Annotated in this window: 15 protein-coding genes and 4 tRNA genes; 10 read left to right on the top strand and 9 right to left on the bottom strand. The window is 55.6% G+C overall.

Features of this window, described 5'->3' with window-relative positions:
- Positions 1 to 141: 141 nt before the first annotated feature.
- From prmB to phaC, 5 genes are all read left to right on the top strand, one after another.
- Positions 142 to 1,116 carry a 50S ribosomal protein L3 N(5)-glutamine methyltransferase gene (gene prmB / locus HZS81_RS09755; protein WP_179930357.1) on the top strand — a complete coding sequence of 325 codons (975 nt, stop codon included), beginning with the start codon at positions 142 to 144 and terminating at the stop codon, positions 1,114 to 1,116.
- Between the two features lie 13 nt (positions 1,117 to 1,129).
- Positions 1,130 to 2,221 carry a chorismate synthase gene (gene aroC / locus HZS81_RS09750; RefSeq protein ID WP_179930356.1) on the top strand — a complete coding sequence of 364 codons (1,092 nt, stop codon included), beginning with the start codon at positions 1,130 to 1,132 and terminating at the stop codon, positions 2,219 to 2,221.
- 166 nt (positions 2,222 to 2,387) lie between these two features.
- Complete coding sequence (locus tag HZS81_RS09745) at positions 2,388 to 2,867, top strand: hypothetical protein (RefSeq protein ID WP_179930355.1); 480 nt, start codon at positions 2,388 to 2,390, stop codon at positions 2,865 to 2,867.
- Positions 2,868 to 3,018: 151 nt separating this feature from the next.
- Positions 3,019 to 3,456 carry a phasin family protein gene (locus HZS81_RS09740; RefSeq protein ID WP_179930354.1) on the top strand — a complete coding sequence of 146 codons (438 nt, stop codon included), beginning with the start codon at positions 3,019 to 3,021 and terminating at the stop codon, positions 3,454 to 3,456.
- A 141-nt stretch (positions 3,457 to 3,597) separates the two neighbouring features.
- Positions 3,598 to 5,481, top strand: a complete 1,884-nt coding sequence (gene phaC / locus HZS81_RS09735) for a class I poly(R)-hydroxyalkanoic acid synthase (protein WP_179930353.1) — start codon at positions 3,598 to 3,600, stop codon at positions 5,479 to 5,481.
- A 92-nt stretch (positions 5,482 to 5,573) separates the two neighbouring features.
- Here phaC and lnt read toward each other — a convergent pair whose 3' ends face one another.
- The 5 genes from lnt to miaB form a co-directional block, all read right to left on the bottom strand.
- Complete coding sequence (gene lnt, locus HZS81_RS09730) at positions 5,574 to 7,046, bottom strand: apolipoprotein N-acyltransferase (RefSeq protein WP_179930352.1); 1,473 nt, start codon at positions 7,044 to 7,046, stop codon at positions 5,574 to 5,576.
- A gap of 42 nt (positions 7,047 to 7,088) precedes the next feature.
- Positions 7,089 to 7,964 (bottom strand): HlyC/CorC family transporter, encoded by an 876-nt coding sequence (locus HZS81_RS09725; protein ID WP_179930351.1) that lies wholly within the window; start codon positions 7,962 to 7,964, stop codon positions 7,089 to 7,091.
- Positions 7,965 to 8,016: 52 nt separating this feature from the next.
- Entirely contained in the window at positions 8,017 to 8,511 is a 495-nt protein-coding gene (ybeY, locus tag HZS81_RS09720; RefSeq protein WP_338401842.1) for an rRNA maturation RNase YbeY, read from the bottom strand.
- A complete protein-coding gene (locus HZS81_RS09715; RefSeq protein ID WP_179930350.1) occupies positions 8,508 to 9,572 on the bottom strand; it encodes a PhoH family protein in 1,065 nt (354 codons plus the stop codon). Before HZS81_RS09715 ends, ybeY begins: the two co-directional genes overlap by 4 nt.
- A 69-nt stretch (positions 9,573 to 9,641) precedes the next feature.
- Entirely contained in the window at positions 9,642 to 10,985 is a 1,344-nt protein-coding gene (gene miaB, locus HZS81_RS09710; RefSeq protein ID WP_179930349.1) for a tRNA (N6-isopentenyl adenosine(37)-C2)-methylthiotransferase MiaB, read from the bottom strand.
- 193 nt (positions 10,986 to 11,178) lie between these two features.
- Here miaB and HZS81_RS09705 point away from each other — a divergent pair.
- From HZS81_RS09705 to HZS81_RS09690, 4 genes are all read left to right on the top strand, one after another.
- A tRNA-Asn gene (locus HZS81_RS09705) sits at positions 11,179 to 11,254 on the top strand.
- 31 nt (positions 11,255 to 11,285) lie between these two features.
- Positions 11,286 to 11,361: transfer RNA gene (locus tag HZS81_RS09700), tRNA-Asn, on the top strand.
- Positions 11,362 to 11,435: 74 nt separating this feature from the next.
- Positions 11,436 to 11,511 (top strand) — tRNA-Asn (locus tag HZS81_RS09695).
- A gap of 104 nt (positions 11,512 to 11,615) precedes the next feature.
- Positions 11,616 to 11,978 carry a metalloregulator ArsR/SmtB family transcription factor gene (locus HZS81_RS09690; protein WP_338401841.1) on the top strand — a complete coding sequence of 121 codons (363 nt, stop codon included), beginning with the start codon at positions 11,616 to 11,618 and terminating at the stop codon, positions 11,976 to 11,978.
- Between the two features lie 68 nt (positions 11,979 to 12,046).
- Here the strand turns inward: HZS81_RS09690 and HZS81_RS09685 are convergent, their stop codons facing one another.
- The gene (locus HZS81_RS09685; RefSeq protein ID WP_179930348.1) at positions 12,047 to 14,125 is read right to left on the bottom strand and encodes a carboxy terminal-processing peptidase; all 2,079 of its coding nucleotides are present in this window, start codon (positions 14,123 to 14,125) and stop codon (positions 12,047 to 12,049) included.
- Between the two features lie 262 nt (positions 14,126 to 14,387).
- On the opposite strand from HZS81_RS09685, the gene HZS81_RS09680 reads away from it, so the two are divergent.
- Complete coding sequence (locus HZS81_RS09680; RefSeq protein ID WP_179930347.1) at positions 14,388 to 15,689, top strand: M18 family aminopeptidase; 1,302 nt, start codon at positions 14,388 to 14,390, stop codon at positions 15,687 to 15,689.
- 60 nt (positions 15,690 to 15,749) lie between these two features.
- Here the strand turns inward: HZS81_RS09680 and HZS81_RS09675 are convergent.
- From HZS81_RS09675 to ychF, 3 genes are all read right to left on the bottom strand, one after another.
- Positions 15,750 to 15,826 (bottom strand) — tRNA-Met (locus HZS81_RS09675).
- Between the two features lie 71 nt (positions 15,827 to 15,897).
- Entirely contained in the window at positions 15,898 to 17,328 is a 1,431-nt protein-coding gene (gene mltF, locus HZS81_RS09670; RefSeq protein ID WP_179930346.1) for a membrane-bound lytic murein transglycosylase MltF, read from the bottom strand.
- Between the two features lie 106 nt (positions 17,329 to 17,434).
- Positions 17,435 to 18,526, bottom strand: coding sequence for a redox-regulated ATPase YchF (gene ychF, locus HZS81_RS09665; RefSeq protein ID WP_179930345.1), 1,092 nt, complete (start codon positions 18,524 to 18,526; stop codon positions 17,435 to 17,437).
- Positions 18,527 to 18,550 lie beyond the last annotated feature (24 nt).

Below are 18,550 nucleotides of genomic sequence, written 5' to 3'. Positions count from 1 at the left end.
ACGGTAAACGTGAGTGGAATGATCGCGAAAGCGCACAGTATAGCGGCCTTGCCGCCGCTGTGAACCGGACAATGTGAAAGGTACAATCCTTTCTATACCGTATCGACGGATTTGATGACCGCCTGCTAACCAGGAGCCACCGTGGCCACCACGCTTTCTTCTCAGTCTCAAGCCGCTTCCCAAGCGGTGTCAACGCTCACGTTAAGTGACGCAGACGTCTCTCAGGAGCTTTACACCCTGCGCGACTATCTGCGTTGGGTCGCTAGCGAGTTCCACCTTGCAGGCCTGCATTATGCTCATGGCACCGCTTCGGCGTGGGATGAAGCCGTGGCGCTTTGTTTGGGTGCACTGCATCTACCGTGGGATATCGATCCGGCGGTATTGGAGGCACGTCTTTTGCCCATGGAGCGCGCCCGTATAGTGGCGCTTGTCCGCGCGCGCATCGAAACCCGTCGCCCGCTGCCGTACTTGCTGGGTGAGGCTTTTTTTGCCGGCTTCCCGTTTAACGTCGACGAGCGGGTATTAATTCCACGCTCGCCGATTGCCGAACTCATCGAAGACGGCTTTGCGGCGTGGTTCCCGGATGAGCCGCCCACACGGGTGTTGGATCTTTGCACCGGCTCGGGCTGTATCGGCATTGCCACCGCGCTTTATCTGCCCACCAGCGACGTCATCTTGGCCGATATCAGCCAGGAGGCACTTTCCGTAGCACGAGAGAACATTACCCGCCATGACGTGGGCGAACGCGTGCGCGCGGTTGAGTCCGATGTGTTTGATGGCCTGGCGGGGCAGCGCTTCGATCTGATCGTTTCCAACCCGCCGTATGTCGATACCCGTGATTTAGCCACCATGCCTGCGGAATTTCGTCACGAGCCGTCGCTTGCGCTAGGCGCGGGTAGCGATGGCCTGGACATCGTTCGGCGCATTCTGCGTGAGGCGCGCGGACATTTAAACGATGACGGCTGGCTGGTGGTGGAAGTGGGTAACTCGGATAGCCACGTCGAAGCGGCTTTCCCCGAGGTGCCTTTTATTTGGCTAGAATTCGAGCGTGGTGGCCAGGGCGTGTTTGCCCTTTCCGCCGCTGAACTCGACGCCCATGCGGCGTCTTTTGCGTGAGGAAATAACGCCCATGTCTGGCAATACGTTTGGCAAGCTATTTACCGTTACCACTTTTGGCGAGAGCCACGGCGCTGCTTTGGGCGCCATTGTCGACGGCTGCCCGCCAGGGTTGCCCCTCTCGGAAGAAGACCTGCAGCGCGACTTGGACCGCCGCCGTCCCGGCAGCTCACGCCACACCACGCAGCGCCAAGAGTCTGACCAAGTGCGCATACTTTCTGGCGTGTTTGAAGGCAAAACGACGGGCTGCTCAATCGGCCTTTTGATCGAGAATACCGATCAGCGCTCCAAAGACTACTCCAAAATCAAAGACCAGTTTCGCCCAGCGCATGCCGATTACACCTACCATCACAAATACGGTCATCGCGATTACCGTGGTGGCGGTCGCTCCAGCGCCCGGGAAACCGCCATGCGCGTGGCGGCGGGGGCCATCGCCAAGCAGTTTCTCGCTGCTCAAGGCGTGGTGATTCGCGGTTATATGAGCCAGCTTGGGCCGATCAAAATTGACTTCAAAACCTGGGATTCCGTTGATCAGAACGCATTTTTTAGCCCTGACCCGGATAAAGTGCCCGAGCTTGAGGCGTATATGGACCAACTGCGCCGCGATCAGGACTCCGTGGGCGCAGAAATCACCGTGGTAGCGGAAGGCGTGCCCGTGGGGCTTGGGGAGCCGGTGTTTGACCGTTTGGACGCGGAGCTTGCCCATGGCTTGATGAGCATTAACGCCGTCAAAGGCGTTGAGATCGGCGCCGGGTTTGCCAGTGTGGCCCAACGTGGCAGCGAACACCGCGACGAAATGACGCCAGACGGCTTTCTCTCCAACCACGCGGGGGGCGTACTTGGCGGTATTTCCAGCGGGCAGCCGATTATTGCTCGCTTAGCCCTCAAGCCCACCTCCAGTATCACGACGCCGGGGCGCTCCATTGATGTGCACGGCGAGCCGGTTGAAATAGTAACCAAAGGGCGTCACGACCCATGTGTGGGCATTCGCGCCACCCCTATTGCTGAGGCGATGATGGCGATCACATTGGTAGATCATTGGTTGCGCCATCGGGGCCAAAATGCGGATGTTAGCGTTTCCACCCCGAGGCTGGGTCAGTGCTGAAGGGGGAGCACTAAAGGCTAAAGGCAGTACTAAAGGTGGTGTTAAAAAAATGCGGGAGATAATGCTAAAAAGAGCACTGAAGAGCGTGCGTTAAATGGTGTTAACCGTTCACGGTGAAGGTGCGAAATGACTGCTACACTCAGGGTAGCGCGATGAGGAGAGAGCAATGAAAATAAACGTAGAATTTGACCTTACGCCAGATGAGTTTCGCCGCGCGCTGGGCTTACCGGATGTCGAAGCGTTTCAGCAAAGCCTTTTGGATAACATTCAGCGTCAGATGGAATCTGGGGTCGATGGCTATGACCCTATGAGCCTGATGAAGCCGTATTTGCAGCAGCCCATGATGCAGCAGGGGTTGTCTCAAGGGTTGGCAAACTTTGGCACTTATCAGCAAATGATGATGGATATGCTAAAGCAAGCAGGTAATGCCAGTTATTCGACCGGAAGCCCGGAGGACAGTGATAGCAGCACCTCATCGCAAACGACGAGTGATGCGACCTCGGGCAGGGGAGCATCCAATAGCAGCGCCAGCAAAAGCAGTTCCAGCAGCAGTGGTTCCAGCAACAGTGATAGCCATGCTAGCAGCAGCGGTAGCAAAGCGAAGGCGGCATCTGCCCGTTCACGTACCAAACGCGAGAACAGCTAGCAAGCCAACCGTACTGGCAGTTGTAAACGCACAGTTGCAAAGGCATAGGGGTTTGACTATTCTTTTTGCACTGCAGCAAAGCTGACAGCACGCAACATCGCAAGCACGTAACAATTTAAGCATGTAACGACTCAACCAAGGAGTAGATACCATGCAAGATAAAATGATGGACGCTTTCAACACGCAGACACGCCAACTGTTTGAGCCAATGCGCAAGGTAAATTCGCTGATGCTCAACAACATGGAAAAAATGACCCAGTACCAGCTGGAAGCCATGAAGCGCTACAGCCATATGGGTACTGAGCGCATGCGTAGCGCGAGCGAGATTGAGGATGCGGAAAGCTTGAAAGAATTTGGTGCCAAGCAAGCCGAAATGCTCAACGAGCTCTCGCAGCAAATGCAAGAAGATGCTCGCGCCATGAGCGAGATGAGTGTTGAGTTCAAGTCAGAAATGGAAAAGCTATTCAGCGAAGCTGGCAAGCAGATGAGCGAGCAAGCCAGTGCTGCAGCAAAAGGCCAATCCCAATCAACGGCTAAGGCATCAAGCCAGTCGTCGCGCAGCGGTGGCGCTAACAGCACCAAAAGCTAAGCAGTAGATAAATGAATGCGGCGCCAAAAGGGCGCCGTACTTTTGTTTTATCATTAAGTGAACGTTGTGGGCTTGTTACCAAGCTAAGCCTGAAGCGTGAGGCGCTAAGTGCGCTCGCGCGGGTATTAAGGGAGAGTAAGTATGCAATCAGGGTGGGAAATGCCATCTCAGGTAGATACGGATGCCTGGAACGCTCAGCTGAAAGAGATCGGTGAGCAGTACCAAGCCTTGATGCAGGATCTGCTCGCCCGCATAGCGCCAAGCGAGGCAGCAGACTCCGTTTATAGCGATATGCGCGAAAGTTTCGAAGCCGGGGCCAAGGCACTGGCGGAAAATCCTACGCTGCTGTGGCAGACCCAAGCGCGCTTAGCGCAAGATCAATGGCTGTTATGGCAGCAAGGTGTGCGCTCCATGGCGGGAGAAAACGTCGAACCGTTGATCCAGCCTGCGAAAGGGGATCGTCGTTTTAAAGACGAGGCTTGGACGCAAGAACCTTACTATCTGGCTATCATGCAGCAATACCTGCTGTTCTCTCAGCTAGTGGAAGAGTTGATTGAGAACCTTGATGGCTTGGATGAGACTCGTAAGCAACACTTACAGTTTTATGCGCGTCAAATGGTTAACGCCATGGCGCCGACCAACTTCGTTGCCACCAACCCGGAAGTGATGCGCCAGACGCTGGAAACACGCGGCCAAAACCTCGTCGATGGATTGGCTCGTTTGCGTGAAGATCTGGAAAACTCGGCAGAAGGCATTAACGTGCGTATGACGGATCGCAGCGCTTTTGGCGTGGGCGACAATATTGCCGTTACGCCGGGCTCGGTGGTGTACGAAAACGAGCTGATTCAGCTGATTCAGTACACGCCGACGACGGAGAAGACGTTCAAAACGCCTCTGCTGGTCGTACCACCCTGGATCAATAAGTATTACATTCTGGATCTTCGCCAGGACAACTCGCTTATGAAGTGGCTGGTGGATCAAGGGCATACCGTGTTTTTGATCTCCTGGCGCAACCCTGGTCCTGCACAACGTGATCTCACTTGGGCGGACTACATGCAAATGGGTCCCATCAGTGCGATAGAAGCCATTGAGCAAGCGTGTGGTGAAAAATCCGTCAATCTGATGAGTTACTGCATCGGTGGGACGCTGACCGCCTCGGTGATGGCGTATCTTACGAGCACACGACGCGGCCGCAAGGTGAAGTCTGTCACCTATATGGCCACACTGCAGGACTTCCGTGACCCAGGCGATGTGGGGGTATTCCTCAACGAACAGGTGGTGCAAGGGATTGAGCGAACCGTAGAGGATAAAGGTTATTTAGATGGCCGCTCGATGGCGTATACCTTTAATTTGTTGAAAGAAAATGACCTGTTTTGGTCGTTCTATATTAACAATTACCTGAAAGGTGAAAATCCGCCCGCCTTCGACCTGCTATATTGGAACACCGACGGTACCAATCTGCCGGCGGGGACGCATGTGTGGTACTTGCGCCACATGTACCTGGAAAATCGCCTGGTCGAGCCAAACGGCATTGAGCTGGATGGCGTGAAGATTGATCTACGCAAGGTGTCGACGCCAAGCTATTTCATCTCCACGAAAGAAGACCATATTGCCAAGTGGAACAGCACCTACTATGGCGCACTGCTACCCAAGGGGCCGGTAACGTTTGTGCTAGGCGGTTCGGGCCATATTGCGGGGATTGTCAATCCGCCGCATAAGAACAAGTATGGCTATTGGACTAACAGTGAACTGCCAGACACGCATGAAGCGTGGTTTGAAGGCGCCACCTTTAATGAGGGCTCTTGGTGGCCGCATTGGCAGGCGTGGATGACCGATAACGGCTATGTCGATAAAGAGAAAATGGTACCGGTGCGCCAGCCGGGCGAGGGCGAACTCTCCATTATCGAGCCCGCGCCGGGTCGCTATGTGCGACAGACCATTCCTGAGGTGCTAGGCCAGGCAGCGGCAGATACAATAGAAAGTGTCGCAGCAGCCAACAGCAGTCGCTCCAAAAAACAAGTGTGATGTGCTTGAAGGTCGGGTAGCTTCGACGAGCTTCCAGACAGCAGAAGGGCGCCATTAAGGCGCCCTTCTGCTGTCTGGCTCTTGTGAGCCCTCTATGATTTGTTGCGTACACGCAAGCCCGGCAGGACTAGGAGCCCGGCAAGCAGCCACGTAGGCCAGCTTCCCAAGCGGGTAAACGGCGTTATGCCCTCCATGGCATACACGTCACCGGTAAGCGTTGCAGTGTCAAACTGCGGCGCGCGCGATACCACGTGGCCTTGCGCGTCGATGATGGCGGTTATCCCATTGCTGGTGGCGCGGGCCACATAGCGGCCGTTTTCTAACGCGCGCAGCCGGGCCATTTGCAGGTGTTGATGCGGGCCGATAGAGGCGCCAAACCACGTATCGTTGGAGACCGTCATCAGTACGTCACTCTCTCTCGCACGCTCGGCCACCAGCTGTGGGTAGATGATTTCATAACAAATAGCGTTGCCCAGCGTAACGCCAGCTGCCTGAATGGGCGCTTGATCGCTCTCGCCGGGGGTAAACGTCGACATGGGGAGGTTAAAAAAATTGATTGCTCCGCGCAGCACGCTTTCAAGCGGCAGGTATTCGCCGAAAGGGACGAGGTGTTCTTTGTGGTAGCTCCCTTCAACGTTACCGACGCCAATCACACTATTAAAAAAACGCCCGCTTTCATCGCGTTGAACGATGCCGGTGAGTAGGGCAGTGTCCGTCGCGAGGTTGGCTTGGACACGCTCCAGCACCGGCCGTGCTTGTGTCTCGACCATGGGGAGTGCTGTTTCGGGCCATAAAATCAGGTCAATGTCGTCATCGAGCGCGCGGGTCAGCTCCATATAGGTGTTAGCCGCCTTGCGCTGGCCTTCGGGTGTCCACTTGATGAGCTGGGGCAGGTTGCCCTGTAAAAGTGCCACGCGAGTGGGGGTGTCGCTGGGGGTTGTCCACTGTGTTGGCAAGATGAAAGGTGTCAGCCAGATCGCGGCAAGAGGGGCTAGTGTCCAGATGCGGCGGCTAAAGAGCAGTTCCGCGCCAAGCGCGCCGCTAAAGGCGACAAACAGCGAGAGCAGATAAACGCCGCCAATCGGTGCCCAGGGAGCAAGCGGTGAGTCGACATGACTGGAACCGAGTAACAGCCAAGGAAAGCCGGTAAAGAGGTAAGTGCGCAACACTTCACCCAGCACCCAAGCCCCAGCAAACGTTAATAACGCAAAGCGGGGGGTAGTAAAGCGCCGATAGAGCCAAAAAGTACCGGCAAAAAAGAGAGCGAGGATAACCACAAACAGCACGGTTAAAAACACCGCCAGCGGAACGCCGGTGTAGCCGTAATCGTGAATCGACACGTAAACCCACGAGGTGCCGCTGGCGAAAAGCCCAACGCCGTAACACCACCCTTTTAAGGCCGCTTGCGCGGGCGTTAACGCATGAATACCGAGGTACATCAGGCCCGCTGCCACAGGGCCAAGCCACCAGAGTTCAAAGGGCGAAGCGGTTAGTGTGGTGAAGCCACCGGCCACAAGGGCGGCTATAAGCTGTACGCCAAGCGTGAAAGAGAGTCCCGTCTTCATATCAGCGGATATCCTATCGAAATGAGCTCTAGGCTGGTGGCGTTAGTCGTCGGTCTCTGCGTCGCTATCGTCGTAGTAGACTTCTAACAGACGAATGCGGCGATTGTCGGCATTCATCACGCTAAAGTGCCAGCCGCCCAGCGATGTTTCCTCGCCGCGGCGGGGGAGGTGGCCAAATTGCTGCATCACCAAGCCACCCAGTGTATCGAACTCGTCATCGGAGAAGCGGGTGCCAAAGCGTTCGTTGAAGTCTTCGATAGGCGTAAGGGCACGCACCGCGTAGCGGTCATCGTCCAAGGCGCGGATATCGTCTTCTTCATCGGTGTCATGTTCGTCTTCGATATCGCCGACGATTTGCTCAAGGATGTCTTCAATGGTGATGATGCCGGCGGTGCCGCCGTATTCGTCTACGACAACTGCCATGTGGTTATGGGTGTCGCGAAACTCTTTGAGTAGGCTATTCAAGCGTTTTGATTCAGGGATGAACATCGCAGGACGCAGAATATCGTCCAGTTTGAAGGCGTCGCGCTGGGCTTGGGTTTGCGACAAAAGCGGCAGCAAATCCTTAACCAGTAAAATCCCCTTCACTTCGTCAAGGTTCTCGCCAATCACCGGGTAACGCGAATGCCCGGTTTCTTGGATGAGCGGTAGATAATCGTCGCTAGATTGGTCAAGGGGAATGGCGGCGACTTGAGAACGCGGGATGAGGATTTCTCGTACTTGCTGATCACTGATTTGCAGCGCGCCCTCAATGATCATCATGGCGTCTTGGTCAAGCTTCAAGCGCCCTGCGGTGTGGCGCAAAAACTCCATTAACTCATCGCGGGAGCTAGGCTCGTCGCTATCGCCAGAGAGGGCACCTAAGAGTTTTTCGATCCAGGTTTTTTGATTGGGCGTACTCGATCGGTCTTCGCTCATGCATTTGATCTCTTATTTGCGGACATTAGCCGTCGAATGACGAAGGCAATGCTCAAGATTCGAGGTACGGGTCGGGAATCTCAAGACCGGCTAGGATATCGCGCTCCATCTTCTCCATTACCTCGGCTTCGTCATCTTCTATATGATCGTAGCCCAGCAAATGCAAGGTGCCATGAATCACCATGTGGGCATAATGCTGGGCGAGCGGCTTGTGCTGTTGTTGTGCTTCTTGCGCGACAACCGCGTGGCAGATCACGAGATCCCCCAGTAACGGAATCGGCACCTCGGGCGGTGCCTCAAAGGGAAACGATAGCACATTGGTTGGTGTGTCTTTACCGCGATAATCGCGATTAAGCGCTTGGCTTTCTGACACATCCACCAGCCGCACTGTCACTTCATGGCGCGTTTCCGCAGGATGGTGCGCCAATACACGGTCTATCCAGTCGGCGAGTTCGGCTTCGCTGGGCAGGGTGTTGGCATCGACGGCGACCTGGCGGTCGACCACCGCCAGGTCTCGATTTGCCTGATGCGTCGTTGGCGTACTCACCGGGCATTATCCTCGCGCGCTTGCAAGCGGGCTTCGCGCTCCTGCTGGCGCTTTTCACGCTGCTCGCGTTCTTCGGCTTCCTGCTGCGACTCAAAAGCGTCATACGCCTCAATAATGCGCTGCACCAGTGGGTGTCGGACCACGTCTTTGGCGGCAAAGTGGGTTACGCCAATACCGGGCGTCCCCTTGAGTACTTCCAGTACCTGAATCAGCCCCGAGCGTTGACCGCGCGGCAGGTCTACCTGGGTCACGTCACCGGTGATAACGGCGGTAGAACCGAAACCGATACGGGTAAGGAACATTTTCATCTGCTCTGGCGTGGTGTTTTGGCTCTCATCCAAAATGATGTAGGCGTTATTGAGCGTACGGCCGCGCATGTACGCCAGCGGTGCAATTTCGATCACTTGGCGCTCAATCAATTTGGCGACTTGTTCAAAACCGATCATTTCGTAGAGGGCGTCATACAGCGGACGTAGGTAAGGGTCAATCTTCTGGGCCAAATCGCCGGGCAGAAAGCCCAACTTCTCGCCCGCTTCTACCGCCGGGCGGACCAGCAGAATACGGCGGACTTCTTGTTGATTAAGCGCCTCGACTGCGGCGGCAACGGCTAGGTAGGTTTTGCCGGTACCCGCCGGGCCGATACCAAAGTTGATATCGTGTTCGCGAATGCTGGAGACGTATCGCTGCTGGTTCAAGCCGCGCGGTTTAATCATGGTCCGCGGGGTGCGCATGACGACATCGCCGTTTTCGCTTTCGTCGTTCTCGTCGAGGGCCTCTAGCCCCGATTCTTGCAGAAACAGGTGCACCGTATCGGGCTCAAGTTCACTTGCCGCGGTTTCGCGGTAGAGGTGTTCTAGCACGTTGGCCGCCGCTTTGATGCGGTTGGCTGCGCCTGCGAGCTGAAAAATGTTGCCTCGGTTACGCAGCGTGACATCCAAACGGCTTTCGATCAGTTTTAGATGCTCATCTTGCTGGCCACAAAGGCTCGCAAGCCGCTGAGGATCATTCGGTTCAAGGCTTAACGTAATAATGCGGTTGGCCTGAGAGGATGGCTGGCTCAAGAGAGAAAAACTCGTCGGTTAGTGGATGTATTGCCAAGCTTACTGCCCCGACCGGTGTCGGGGCAATCGTCAGAAACGCTCAGGAGAGGCAAGTTCGCCGCGTAGCGAATTGGGCAGGGCTTCGGTGATGTCGACATCGACAAAGTAACCAATCAGCTCCGTGGGGTTGGCGGCACGAAAGTTCACCACACGGTTGTTCTCCGTACGGCCGGAGAGCTGGCCGGGGTCTTTCGGCGAAAAGCCAGTTACCAGGATGCGCTGCGTCGTGTCCACCATACGGCGGCTGATTTGCATGGTGTGCTGGACAATGCGCTCTTGCAGAATCGCTAGGCGCTGTTTTTTGACGCTCTCTGGTGTTTCGTCCGGCAGTGAGGCCGCGGGCGTACCAGGGCGTGCTGAGAAAACGAAACTGAAGGAGTGATCAAAGCCGATGCGGTGAATCAAATCCATCGTCGCTTCAAAATCTTCCTCGGTCTCGCCGGGAAAGCCAATGATGAAATCCGACGAGAAGCTGATATCCGGGCGATTCGCGCGGATGCGCTCCATCTTTTCGATGTACTCGTCAGCCGTATGGCCGCGTTTCATGGCGCTGAGAATACGGTCTGAACCGGACTGCACGGGGAGGTGGAGATGGCTAACAAGCTCCGGAATATCGGCGTAGGCGTCGACCAGGCTATCGGTGAACTCCACCGGGTGCGAGGTGGTAAAGCGAATCCGGTCGATGCCTTCCACCGCCGCTACGCAGGCAATCAGCTCGGCAAGGTCAATTTCATCGCCGAGCTGGTTTTCGCCCCGGTAAGCATTGACGTTCTGGCCGAGCAAGTTGATCTCGCGCACACCTTGGTCGGCCAAATGAATGACTTCATCCATCACCGCTTCAAACGGACGTGATACCTCTTCGCCGCGGGTGTAGGGGACAACGCAAAAGGTGCAGTATTTAGAGCAGCCTTCCATGATCGAGACAAACGCCGTCGCACCGTCGGAGGTAGGCTTGGGCAGGTGGTCGAATTTCTCAATCTCGGGGAAGGTGACATCCACTGCCGCGATTTGATTATCCTGCCGCGCGTTGAGCATGGACGGCACACGGTGCAGGGTTTGCGGGCCAAACACCATATCCACATGGGACGCACGCTTGCGAATGGCTTCGCCTTCCTGGCTGGCGACACAGCCACCGACACCAATCACCAGATCAGGGTTGGCATCTTTGAGTTTTTTCCAGCGTCCCAGCTGATGAAAAACCTTCTCCTGCGCTTTCTCACGAATGGAGCAGGTGTTTAACAAAATGACATCGGCTTCCTGCTCGTTATCGGTGAGCTCCATCTGGTGCGATTCGCCGAGCAGATCTGCCATGCGCGAGGAGTCGTACTCGTTCATTTGGCAGCCGTGCGTTTTGATGAAGAGTTTCTTCGCCATCGGTACCTGTCATCTATGGGTCGTCGGGGGACGAGGATGAATGGTGGCGCGGCTTGGCTTCGTAGAAAAGAAGGTGCCGCGTGGGTGAATGAACGTATTATACGGACACAAGAAACCCCCGGCTAGCATTGGTCGAAATCGATACTTGACCAGGGCGTTTGTATCCGTATACTACGCTCCGTGTTTCGGTAGTTCCCCGATAGCTCAGTTGGTAGAGCAAATGACTGTTAATCATTGGGTCGCAGGTTCGAGTCCTGCTCGGGGAGCCAAAACACAGCCTAAATATGCAGCTTACAATGTTCCTCGATAGCTCAGTTGGTAGAGCAAATGACTGTTAATCATTGGGTCGCAGGTTCGAGTCCTGCTCGAGGAGCCAAAGCGTAACGGTACCCTTTTTACCTCCGTACTGTTTTTCGTTATATTGTCGGTAGCTGTATCAGTTTCGGTAATTCCCCGATAGCTCAGTTGGTAGAGCAAATGACTGTTAATCATTGGGTCGCAGGTTCGAGTCCTGCTCGGGGAGCCAACCGCAACCGCCTTCTTGTTTGATTTCTCTCCTTGCTTTCGTCAGGTATACTCACGTTCCCCGCTATTTTGCGATTTTTTTTGTGCGTGACTGGGAAAAAACCTGTGAGTACTTCTATACCGCTAACTCCCTTGCAAACGTTTAAATGCCTTAGCGATGAAACGCGTCTTCATTTGGTGCTTTTAATCGCGGAAGAAGGCGAGCTTTGCGTATGTGAAATGACTCATGCGCTGCAGGAGTCGCAGCCGAAAGTGTCGCGTCATCTTGCGCAACTACGCCAGTGTGGTTTGCTCCATGACCAGCGCGAAGGGCAGTGGGTCTATTATCGTATCGCACGTGACTTGCCTGCTTGGGCGCATGCGGCCATTGCCGCCGGCCGAGAAGGGAGTTTCCAGAAAGTGAAGGCGCTCACGCAGCGTTTAGCGGATATGGGCGACCGGCCATATCGACGCGCGATGTTGTGCTGAGAAGCGCAAGCGGGTGAAATAAAAAACCGAGGTCCAAAAGGCCTCGGTTTTTGTTTTTGGTTAAACGCTTAACGCTTAACCATACGCTGTGAATTTTTTAACTGCGCATAGTCGAGTAAAATCTCCGCAGCTTCCAGTACGTGGGCGCGCTCTGGGGCCATGACCTCGTTATCCTCTTCGTCCTGTTCGCCTTGCTCGCTCTCTTCGCGGGCGTCGCTCCACTCTTCCAGTGCCTCCCTTCCGAGTGCTAAGCGGCGCTGGTTCTCCAGCGCTAGCTGTTCGGCTTCCTGTGCCTGCATTTCGCGTTCGCGCTGTTCGCGGTTCAAACTGACACTTACGTGCTGTTCGCGTAGTTGGCGCGCCAGTGTCGACTGCTGCTCTAGGTAGCGAAAGTTAGGGTTGTCATCGGCACGGGACTCATGGCGCGCAGTGAGCGTTTCTAGGTAGTTTTCCGGCTCACCGTAACGGCGATATTGCACATTCTGAACGGTATCCCATTTCAGCGCGTTATCCAGACTGCTTTCGCCAATCCGTTCGGGGTCAATCAGGCTAGGAAAGTGGATGTCGGGCTCGACGCCACGGTTTTGCGTACTATCGCCGGTAATGCGGTAAAACTTGGCGCGCGTGAGCTTGATTTCGCCGTGACTCAAGTCGTTAAGGGTTTGCACGGTGCCTTTACCAAAGGTGGGGGCACCCACAACCAAGCCGCGACCGTAATCCTGAATGGCGCCGGCGAAAATTTCTGATGCTGATGCCGAAAGGCGATTTACTAATACTGTGAGAGGACCGTCGTACAGCGTGCCTGCTTCGCTGTCGCCATAAAGTTGAATGCGGCCTTCAGCATCGCGCACCTGTACCGTGGGGCCGCGGTCGATGAATAGTCCCAGCAACGAATTGGCTTCTTGCAGCGCACCGCCGCCGTTATTGCGTAGGTCTAAGACAATACCTTCAACGCCTGAGTTTTTGAGCTTTTCTACTTCCTTAGCCACATCGCGGGTGGTGCTGCGGTAGTCCTCTTCACCGGCTTGCCAGGCGTCGAAATCCACATAAAACGTGGGTACCGTAATGACGCCGATTTGGCGGGTTTTGCCGTCACGTTCCACCTCAATGATTTCACTCTGCGCGGCTTGATCTTCCAGGTTCACCGTGTCGCGGGTGATCTCAACGGTATGCGAGCGTGTCATGTCCACCGCCTGCGCTGGAATGACGTCCAGGCGTACAACGGAGCCTTTAGGGCCGCGGATAAGATCGACCACATTATCCAGGCGCATGCCGATGACGTTGACCATATCGTCTTCGTCTTCCTGACCGACGCCGATGATCCGGTCGGCAGGCTCCAATACTCCCGCACGGTCCGCAGGGCCGCCGGGGACAAGGCTTGCGACTTTGACGTACTCGCCATCTGCCTGCAGCATGGCGCCGATTCCCTCAAGCGAAAGGCTCATTTGGATATCAAAGGATTCGCCCTGGCGAGGAGAGAGGTAGCCGGTATGAGGGTCGATGGTGCCAGTGGCGGCGGCCATCACCAGACCAAACACATCTTCTGGCTCAGTTTGCTCTATACGCGAAAGCTGGCCTTCGTAGCGCTGGCGCAAATTGGTTTCGATTTGTTCGCTATCTTGATCGCTTAACGCCAAGGTAAGCGCATCGTTTTTAAGTCGCTTCTCCCAAAGTGCATCTAGCTCGCTTTCGTTCCGCGCCCAGGGCGCATCGTCACGCTCGACTTCTAAGCGCTCATTACCATCGAAGTCGAGGTTGAGGCCTTCATCAAGGCGTGCGAGTAACCATTCTAAGCGGGCTTTGCGGCGCTCTTCGGCTTTTTCATGAAGCGCAAAAACAACGGCGAGTTCGCCATCAAATAGCGCGTCAGAAAAGCTATTTTCCAGATGCCGGTAGGGCTCGATATCGCGGTGTAACAGATACGCGCGCTGACCATCGAGGAGGTCTAAATAACGATTAAACGCATTTTCAGACCAGGCGGCATCAAATTCAACGTTAGCGTAATGTCCATAGCGCAGCGAGTCCGCGATTTCTATGGCGGCCTGACGTTGTTCATCAGTCGGCTCAAGGGCGATGACAGATGGGCTAGTGATAACTAGCATCATGGTCAAGGCGATTGCGCGCGAAAGGGTAGCAAACAAGCTCATCAATCAAGCTCTCCCGGATTTGTGTACACTCACATGCATACGGCTCATGCGTACTAGACCTGTTATCAGCGATGGAGTTGCATAAACAGCATTGTGAAAAACAGTGACGTTGACCGAAAGCGCATTGTAGCAGGTCGCTTGCTTGGCTGAGACTACTTCATCGTGATTTCGCGATCTGTCTGTATTTTCATCGCCGTGCTGGTTAGTCACCGTGTCAATTCATGATCACTATATTTCTGATCGCTATACATAGAGGAACGCTATGCCCAACGCTTTTGATACTCACCTATTGGCACGCTTGTGTGATTTTTTACGCGTCTCGCCTACGCCTTGGCACGCGTCGCACAATATGGCGGTGCGCCTGGAGCAGGCAGGCTTTGAACGCTTGGAAGAAACCGCAACGTGGCAGCTGGCGCCGGGGCGGCGTTACTATGTCACCCGCAATGACTCCTCGATTATCGCGTTTAAGCTGCCAAAAGGTCGTGTGGAGACGATGCGCATGATTGGGGCGCATACCGACAGCCCCGGTCTGCGGTTAAAGCCGAATGCCACTCAGCACAGCGCTGGCTGGTTGCAGCTGGGTGTGGAGGTGTATGGCGGTGCGCTATTGGCGCCGTGGTTTGACCGTGATTTGGGCATTGCCGGGCGCGTGCATGTGCGCCACGCCGATGGGCGCTTAGAAGGCGTGCTACTTAACGTCGACCAGCCTGTGGCGATGGTGCCAAGCCTTGCGATTCATCTCGACCGTGAGGCCAATAACGGCCGTGCTATTAACCCGCAAACGCAAATGGCGCCTGTGTTGATGCAAAGTGATAACGTCGAGCTAGCACCATTATTGTCCACATGGCTGCGAGAGCAGCATGGCTTCAGGGATGCCGAAGTCGTGGATTTCGAGCTGAGTTTCTATGATTTGCAAGCGCCGTCGCTCGTTGGAGTCAGTCAAGAATTGTTGGCCAGTGCTCGGTTGGATAACCTGCTTTCGTGCTTTATGGGGTTGGAGGCGTTATTGGCAAGCGATGGTGAGCAGGGAACACTTTTTATCGCCAACGATCATGAAGAAGTCGGTAGTGCCAGTGCTTGCGGTGCTCAAGGGCCGTTTCTGGGCGATGTGCTCAAGCGCATAAATGCGCAGGTGGGCGGCGGCAGCGAAGAGTCGTTGATCCAGCTGATTCAGTCATCGTGCATGATTTCCTGTGATAACGCCCATGCGTTGCACCCTAACTTTTGCGATAAGCACGATGAGCGTCACGGCCCAATGATCAACGCAGGCCCGGTGATCAAGATCAATGCCAATCAGCGTTACGCCACCAACAGTGCAACGAGTGCATTGTTTCGCGATGTGTGCCGTGAGGCTGAGGTGCCCGTGCAAGCGTTCGTGACCCGGGCCGATATGGGCTGCGGCAGCACTATTGGACCCATTACCGCCACGGAGATAGGTGTGCCGACCATTGATGTGGGAGTGCCGCAATGGGCCATGCACTCGATCCGCGAAACAGCGGGCACCCGTGACGTGGGCTATTTGACCGATGCCCTGACGGTGTTTCTTAACCGCAAGGTGCTTTGAACGAAAAAAGCGTTGAACGAAAAAAGCCCGCTGAAAAATCAGCGGGCTTTCTGTATTCGGTGGTGGCTACGCCCTGATTTGAACAGGGGACCCCATCATTATGAGTGATGTGCTCTAACCAGCTGAGCTACGTAGCCATTCAACGGGGGCGAATATTACTCAGCAACACGCCGCCCGTCAAGCGTTTGTTGTGCAAAGACGCGGGCCATCAGCCCTCTTCCAGCGGTAAGAACACCATCGCAGCACTAATCACGTCTTGGTAGTTGCGGATTCGCTGTACGTAGTGCACCGGCTCGTAGCCTCGCGCGTAGCCGTATCGGGTCTGCGGGTAGTAGCGTTTGTCAGCCTTGAGCGGTAGCACCTCTTTCATGTCCTCCCAGGAGTGCGGATCCTTACCCAGCTCGCGGGCCAATTTTTGCGCGTCTAGCACGTGTCCACGGCCAATGTTGTAGCTTGCCAGAGCCAAATAGGTGCGGTCGGGTTCGGGAAGGGTATCGGGCAGGCGCTGATGGCGGTCGGCGAGGTAACGCGCACCGCCGTCGATAGCCGCGGCCGGATTCAGGCGATTATCGACACCGAGGGACTTAGCGGTGTTCTGGGTGAGCATCATGATGCCGCGCACGCCGGTGGGCGAAACGGCCTGGGGGTCCCAGTGCGATTCCTGGTAGGCCAGGGCGGCGAGCAGGTCGGCAGGCATGCCGGTTTCTTCCTCGGCTTCTAGGAACAAGTCGATGAAGTTTGGCAGGCGCTCGTCGATGCGCCGATTGAGTGCGCGCAGGTCGACAAAGTCGAACTCACCGATATAGGCGTAGTAGCGGTCTTGCACCGTCGCGACGTGCTGCTGGCCTTCGGCGCTTGCCATCCACTGCTTGGCCATATCGGCCAGCGTCTGGTGGCCGGCGGGCAGATACCAGCCCAACTTATCGCCACTGGTGAGATTCATGGCGACCTCAAGGTGTGGGAAGTGGCGGCGTATCATCTGCACGATATTGGAGTCGGCTACGGTGCAGTCGATACGTTTTTCGGCCACCTCGGCTAGCAGTATCTCGGTAGTGCGAGGGTCCTCCTCGAAGGTAATGCCGGTTTGCTGATTGACTAAGCTTTGGAGCTTTTCCGCGTAGCTGGAATCCGCCGTGACGCGGATATCGACTCCGGCCATGTCCTCTACTTGGTGTGGCAGGGGCCGCATGTCGCGATGACAGACCAGCTGCTCGACGATATCGGTGTGGGTGGGCCCTTGGGTAAAGTGCTCATCGCGCGAGGGAAGGTGGGTCAGGCCAGCGGCGGCCAAATGAAACTCATCGTCTTTCAGGGCTTGAAGCACCTCGGAAGTGGAATCGAGCAGCGTCCATTCGACTTGCCAGTCGTGGGCATTGGCGAATGACTCGACCAGGTCGTGCTCCGGTCCCGTCGGTGTTTCGTCGCGATCAAGGTAGTAGGTGGTGGCACTATTTCGGGTGGCTACCTTGAGTGTTCCGCCCGGCTGGGGCGGGTCGAGCTGCGTGGTAGGTTCGCTCGGCGGATCGCTCTGTTCGCAGCCCGCAAGCATGAAAAGCGCCAGCAGCAAGGTGGCAATCAGTAAGCGGGATCGGGACTTAGGGTAAACATCCTGATCATGGAGGGGGCTAGAGATAGGCATGACGTCAACCCTAGCAGGCTTTTGCGCTGCCCGGAAGGCAGCGCTTTAAACGGTGCTAGGCATGCCTATAGATATGCTAAAGCATATTCAGAAGATGCCCCGCAGGTTACACATTGAAGCGGAAGTGAATCACATCGCCGTCTTTCACAATGTACTCTTTGCCTTCTAAGCGCCATTTACCTGCGTCTTTGGCGCCTTGCTCGCCGCCGAGTGCCACAAAATCTTCGTAAGCCACCACTTCCGCGCGGATAAAGCCTTTTTGGAAGTCGGTATGAATCACGCCAGCGGCTTCCGGCGCCGTAGCACCTTCTTTCACCGTCCAGGCGCGGACCTCTTTCACGCCTGCGGTGAAGTAGGTTTGCAGGCCAAGTAGCGCATAGCCGGCACGAATCACGCGGTCTAATCCTGGCTCCTCCATGCCCATCTCATCGAGGAACATGGCGCGCTCTTCATCCTCGAGCTCGGCGATTTCCGCTTCGATCTGGTTGCACACTGGCACGACAACGGCCCCTTCTTCTGCGGCGATTTCGTTGACCACATCGAGGTAGGGGTTATTTTCGAACCCGTCTTCGTTGACGTTGGCGATGTACATCGTGGGCTTCAGGGTCAAAAAGCCAAAGCTTTTTACCTGCTGCTTTTCGTCGTCGCTTAGCCCGAAACTGCGCAGTGGTTGCCCCTCGGCTAAGTGCGGCTGAACCTTATCCAGTACGGCCTTGGTGGCGATGGCGTCTTTGTCGCCGCCTTTTACCACGCGCAACAGGCGTTGGCTGGCTTTTTCAACAGTATCGAGATCCGCTAGCGCCAGCTCAAGGTTGATGGTTTCGATATCCGCACGTGGGTCAATCTCATTGGCGACGTGGATGACGTTATCGTTATCGAAGCAGCGCACCACATGCGCAATCGCTTGCGTTTCCCGAATGTTAGCCAGGAACTTATTGCCCAAGCCTTCCCCTTTAGACGCACCGGCCACGAGGCCGGCGATATCGACGAACTCCATGGTGGTCGGCAGGACTTTTTGCGGCTTGACGATCTCTGCAAGCTTATCAAGGCGCGGGTCCGGCATCGGCACGATGCCGACATTGGGCTCGATGGTGCAAAAGGGGAAGTTTTCCGCGTCGATACCCGATTTGGTTAACGCGTTGAACAGAGTGGATTTACCGACGTTGGGAAGGCCGACGATGCCGCAGTTAAAACCCATAAGATCATTCCTAGCCGCTTGGGG

This window comes from Vreelandella salicampi (genome assembly GCF_013415105.1).
GTDB lineage: Bacteria > Pseudomonadota > Gammaproteobacteria > Pseudomonadales > Halomonadaceae > Vreelandella > Vreelandella salicampi.
This window is presented reverse-complemented; position numbering and strand designations above follow the sequence as displayed.

What these genes read in the sequence shown, in the direction of transcription:
- aroC (WP_179930356.1), top strand. Translation starts at nt 1,130, where the DNA reads ATGTCTGGCAATACGTTTGGCAAGCTATTTACCGTTACCACTTTTGGC.
- HZS81_RS09745 (WP_179930355.1), top strand. Translation starts at nt 2,388, where the DNA reads ATGAAAATAAACGTAGAATTTGACCTTACGCCAGATGAGTTTCGCCGC.
- HZS81_RS09740 (WP_179930354.1), top strand. Translation starts at nt 3,019, where the DNA reads ATGCAAGATAAAATGATGGACGCTTTCAACACGCAGACACGCCAACTG.
- phaC (WP_179930353.1), top strand. Translation starts at nt 3,598, where the DNA reads ATGCAATCAGGGTGGGAAATGCCATCTCAGGTAGATACGGATGCCTGG.
- lnt (WP_179930352.1), bottom strand. Translation starts at nt 7,046, where the DNA reads ATGAAGACGGGACTCTCTTTCACGCTTGGCGTACAGCTTATAGCCGCC.
- HZS81_RS09725 (WP_179930351.1), bottom strand. Translation starts at nt 7,964, where the DNA reads ATGAGCGAAGACCGATCGAGTACGCCCAATCAAAAAACCTGGATCGAA.
- miaB (WP_179930349.1), bottom strand. Translation starts at nt 10,985, where the DNA reads ATGGCGAAGAAACTCTTCATCAAAACGCACGGCTGCCAAATGAACGAG.
- HZS81_RS09685 (WP_179930348.1), bottom strand. Translation starts at nt 14,125, where the DNA reads ATGAGCTTGTTTGCTACCCTTTCGCGCGCAATCGCCTTGACCATGATG.
- HZS81_RS09680 (WP_179930347.1), top strand. Translation starts at nt 14,388, where the DNA reads ATGCCCAACGCTTTTGATACTCACCTATTGGCACGCTTGTGTGATTTT.
- mltF (WP_179930346.1), bottom strand. Translation starts at nt 17,328, where the DNA reads ATGCCTATCTCTAGCCCCCTCCATGATCAGGATGTTTACCCTAAGTCC.
- ychF (WP_179930345.1), bottom strand. Translation starts at nt 18,526, where the DNA reads ATGGGTTTTAACTGCGGCATCGTCGGCCTTCCCAACGTCGGTAAATCC.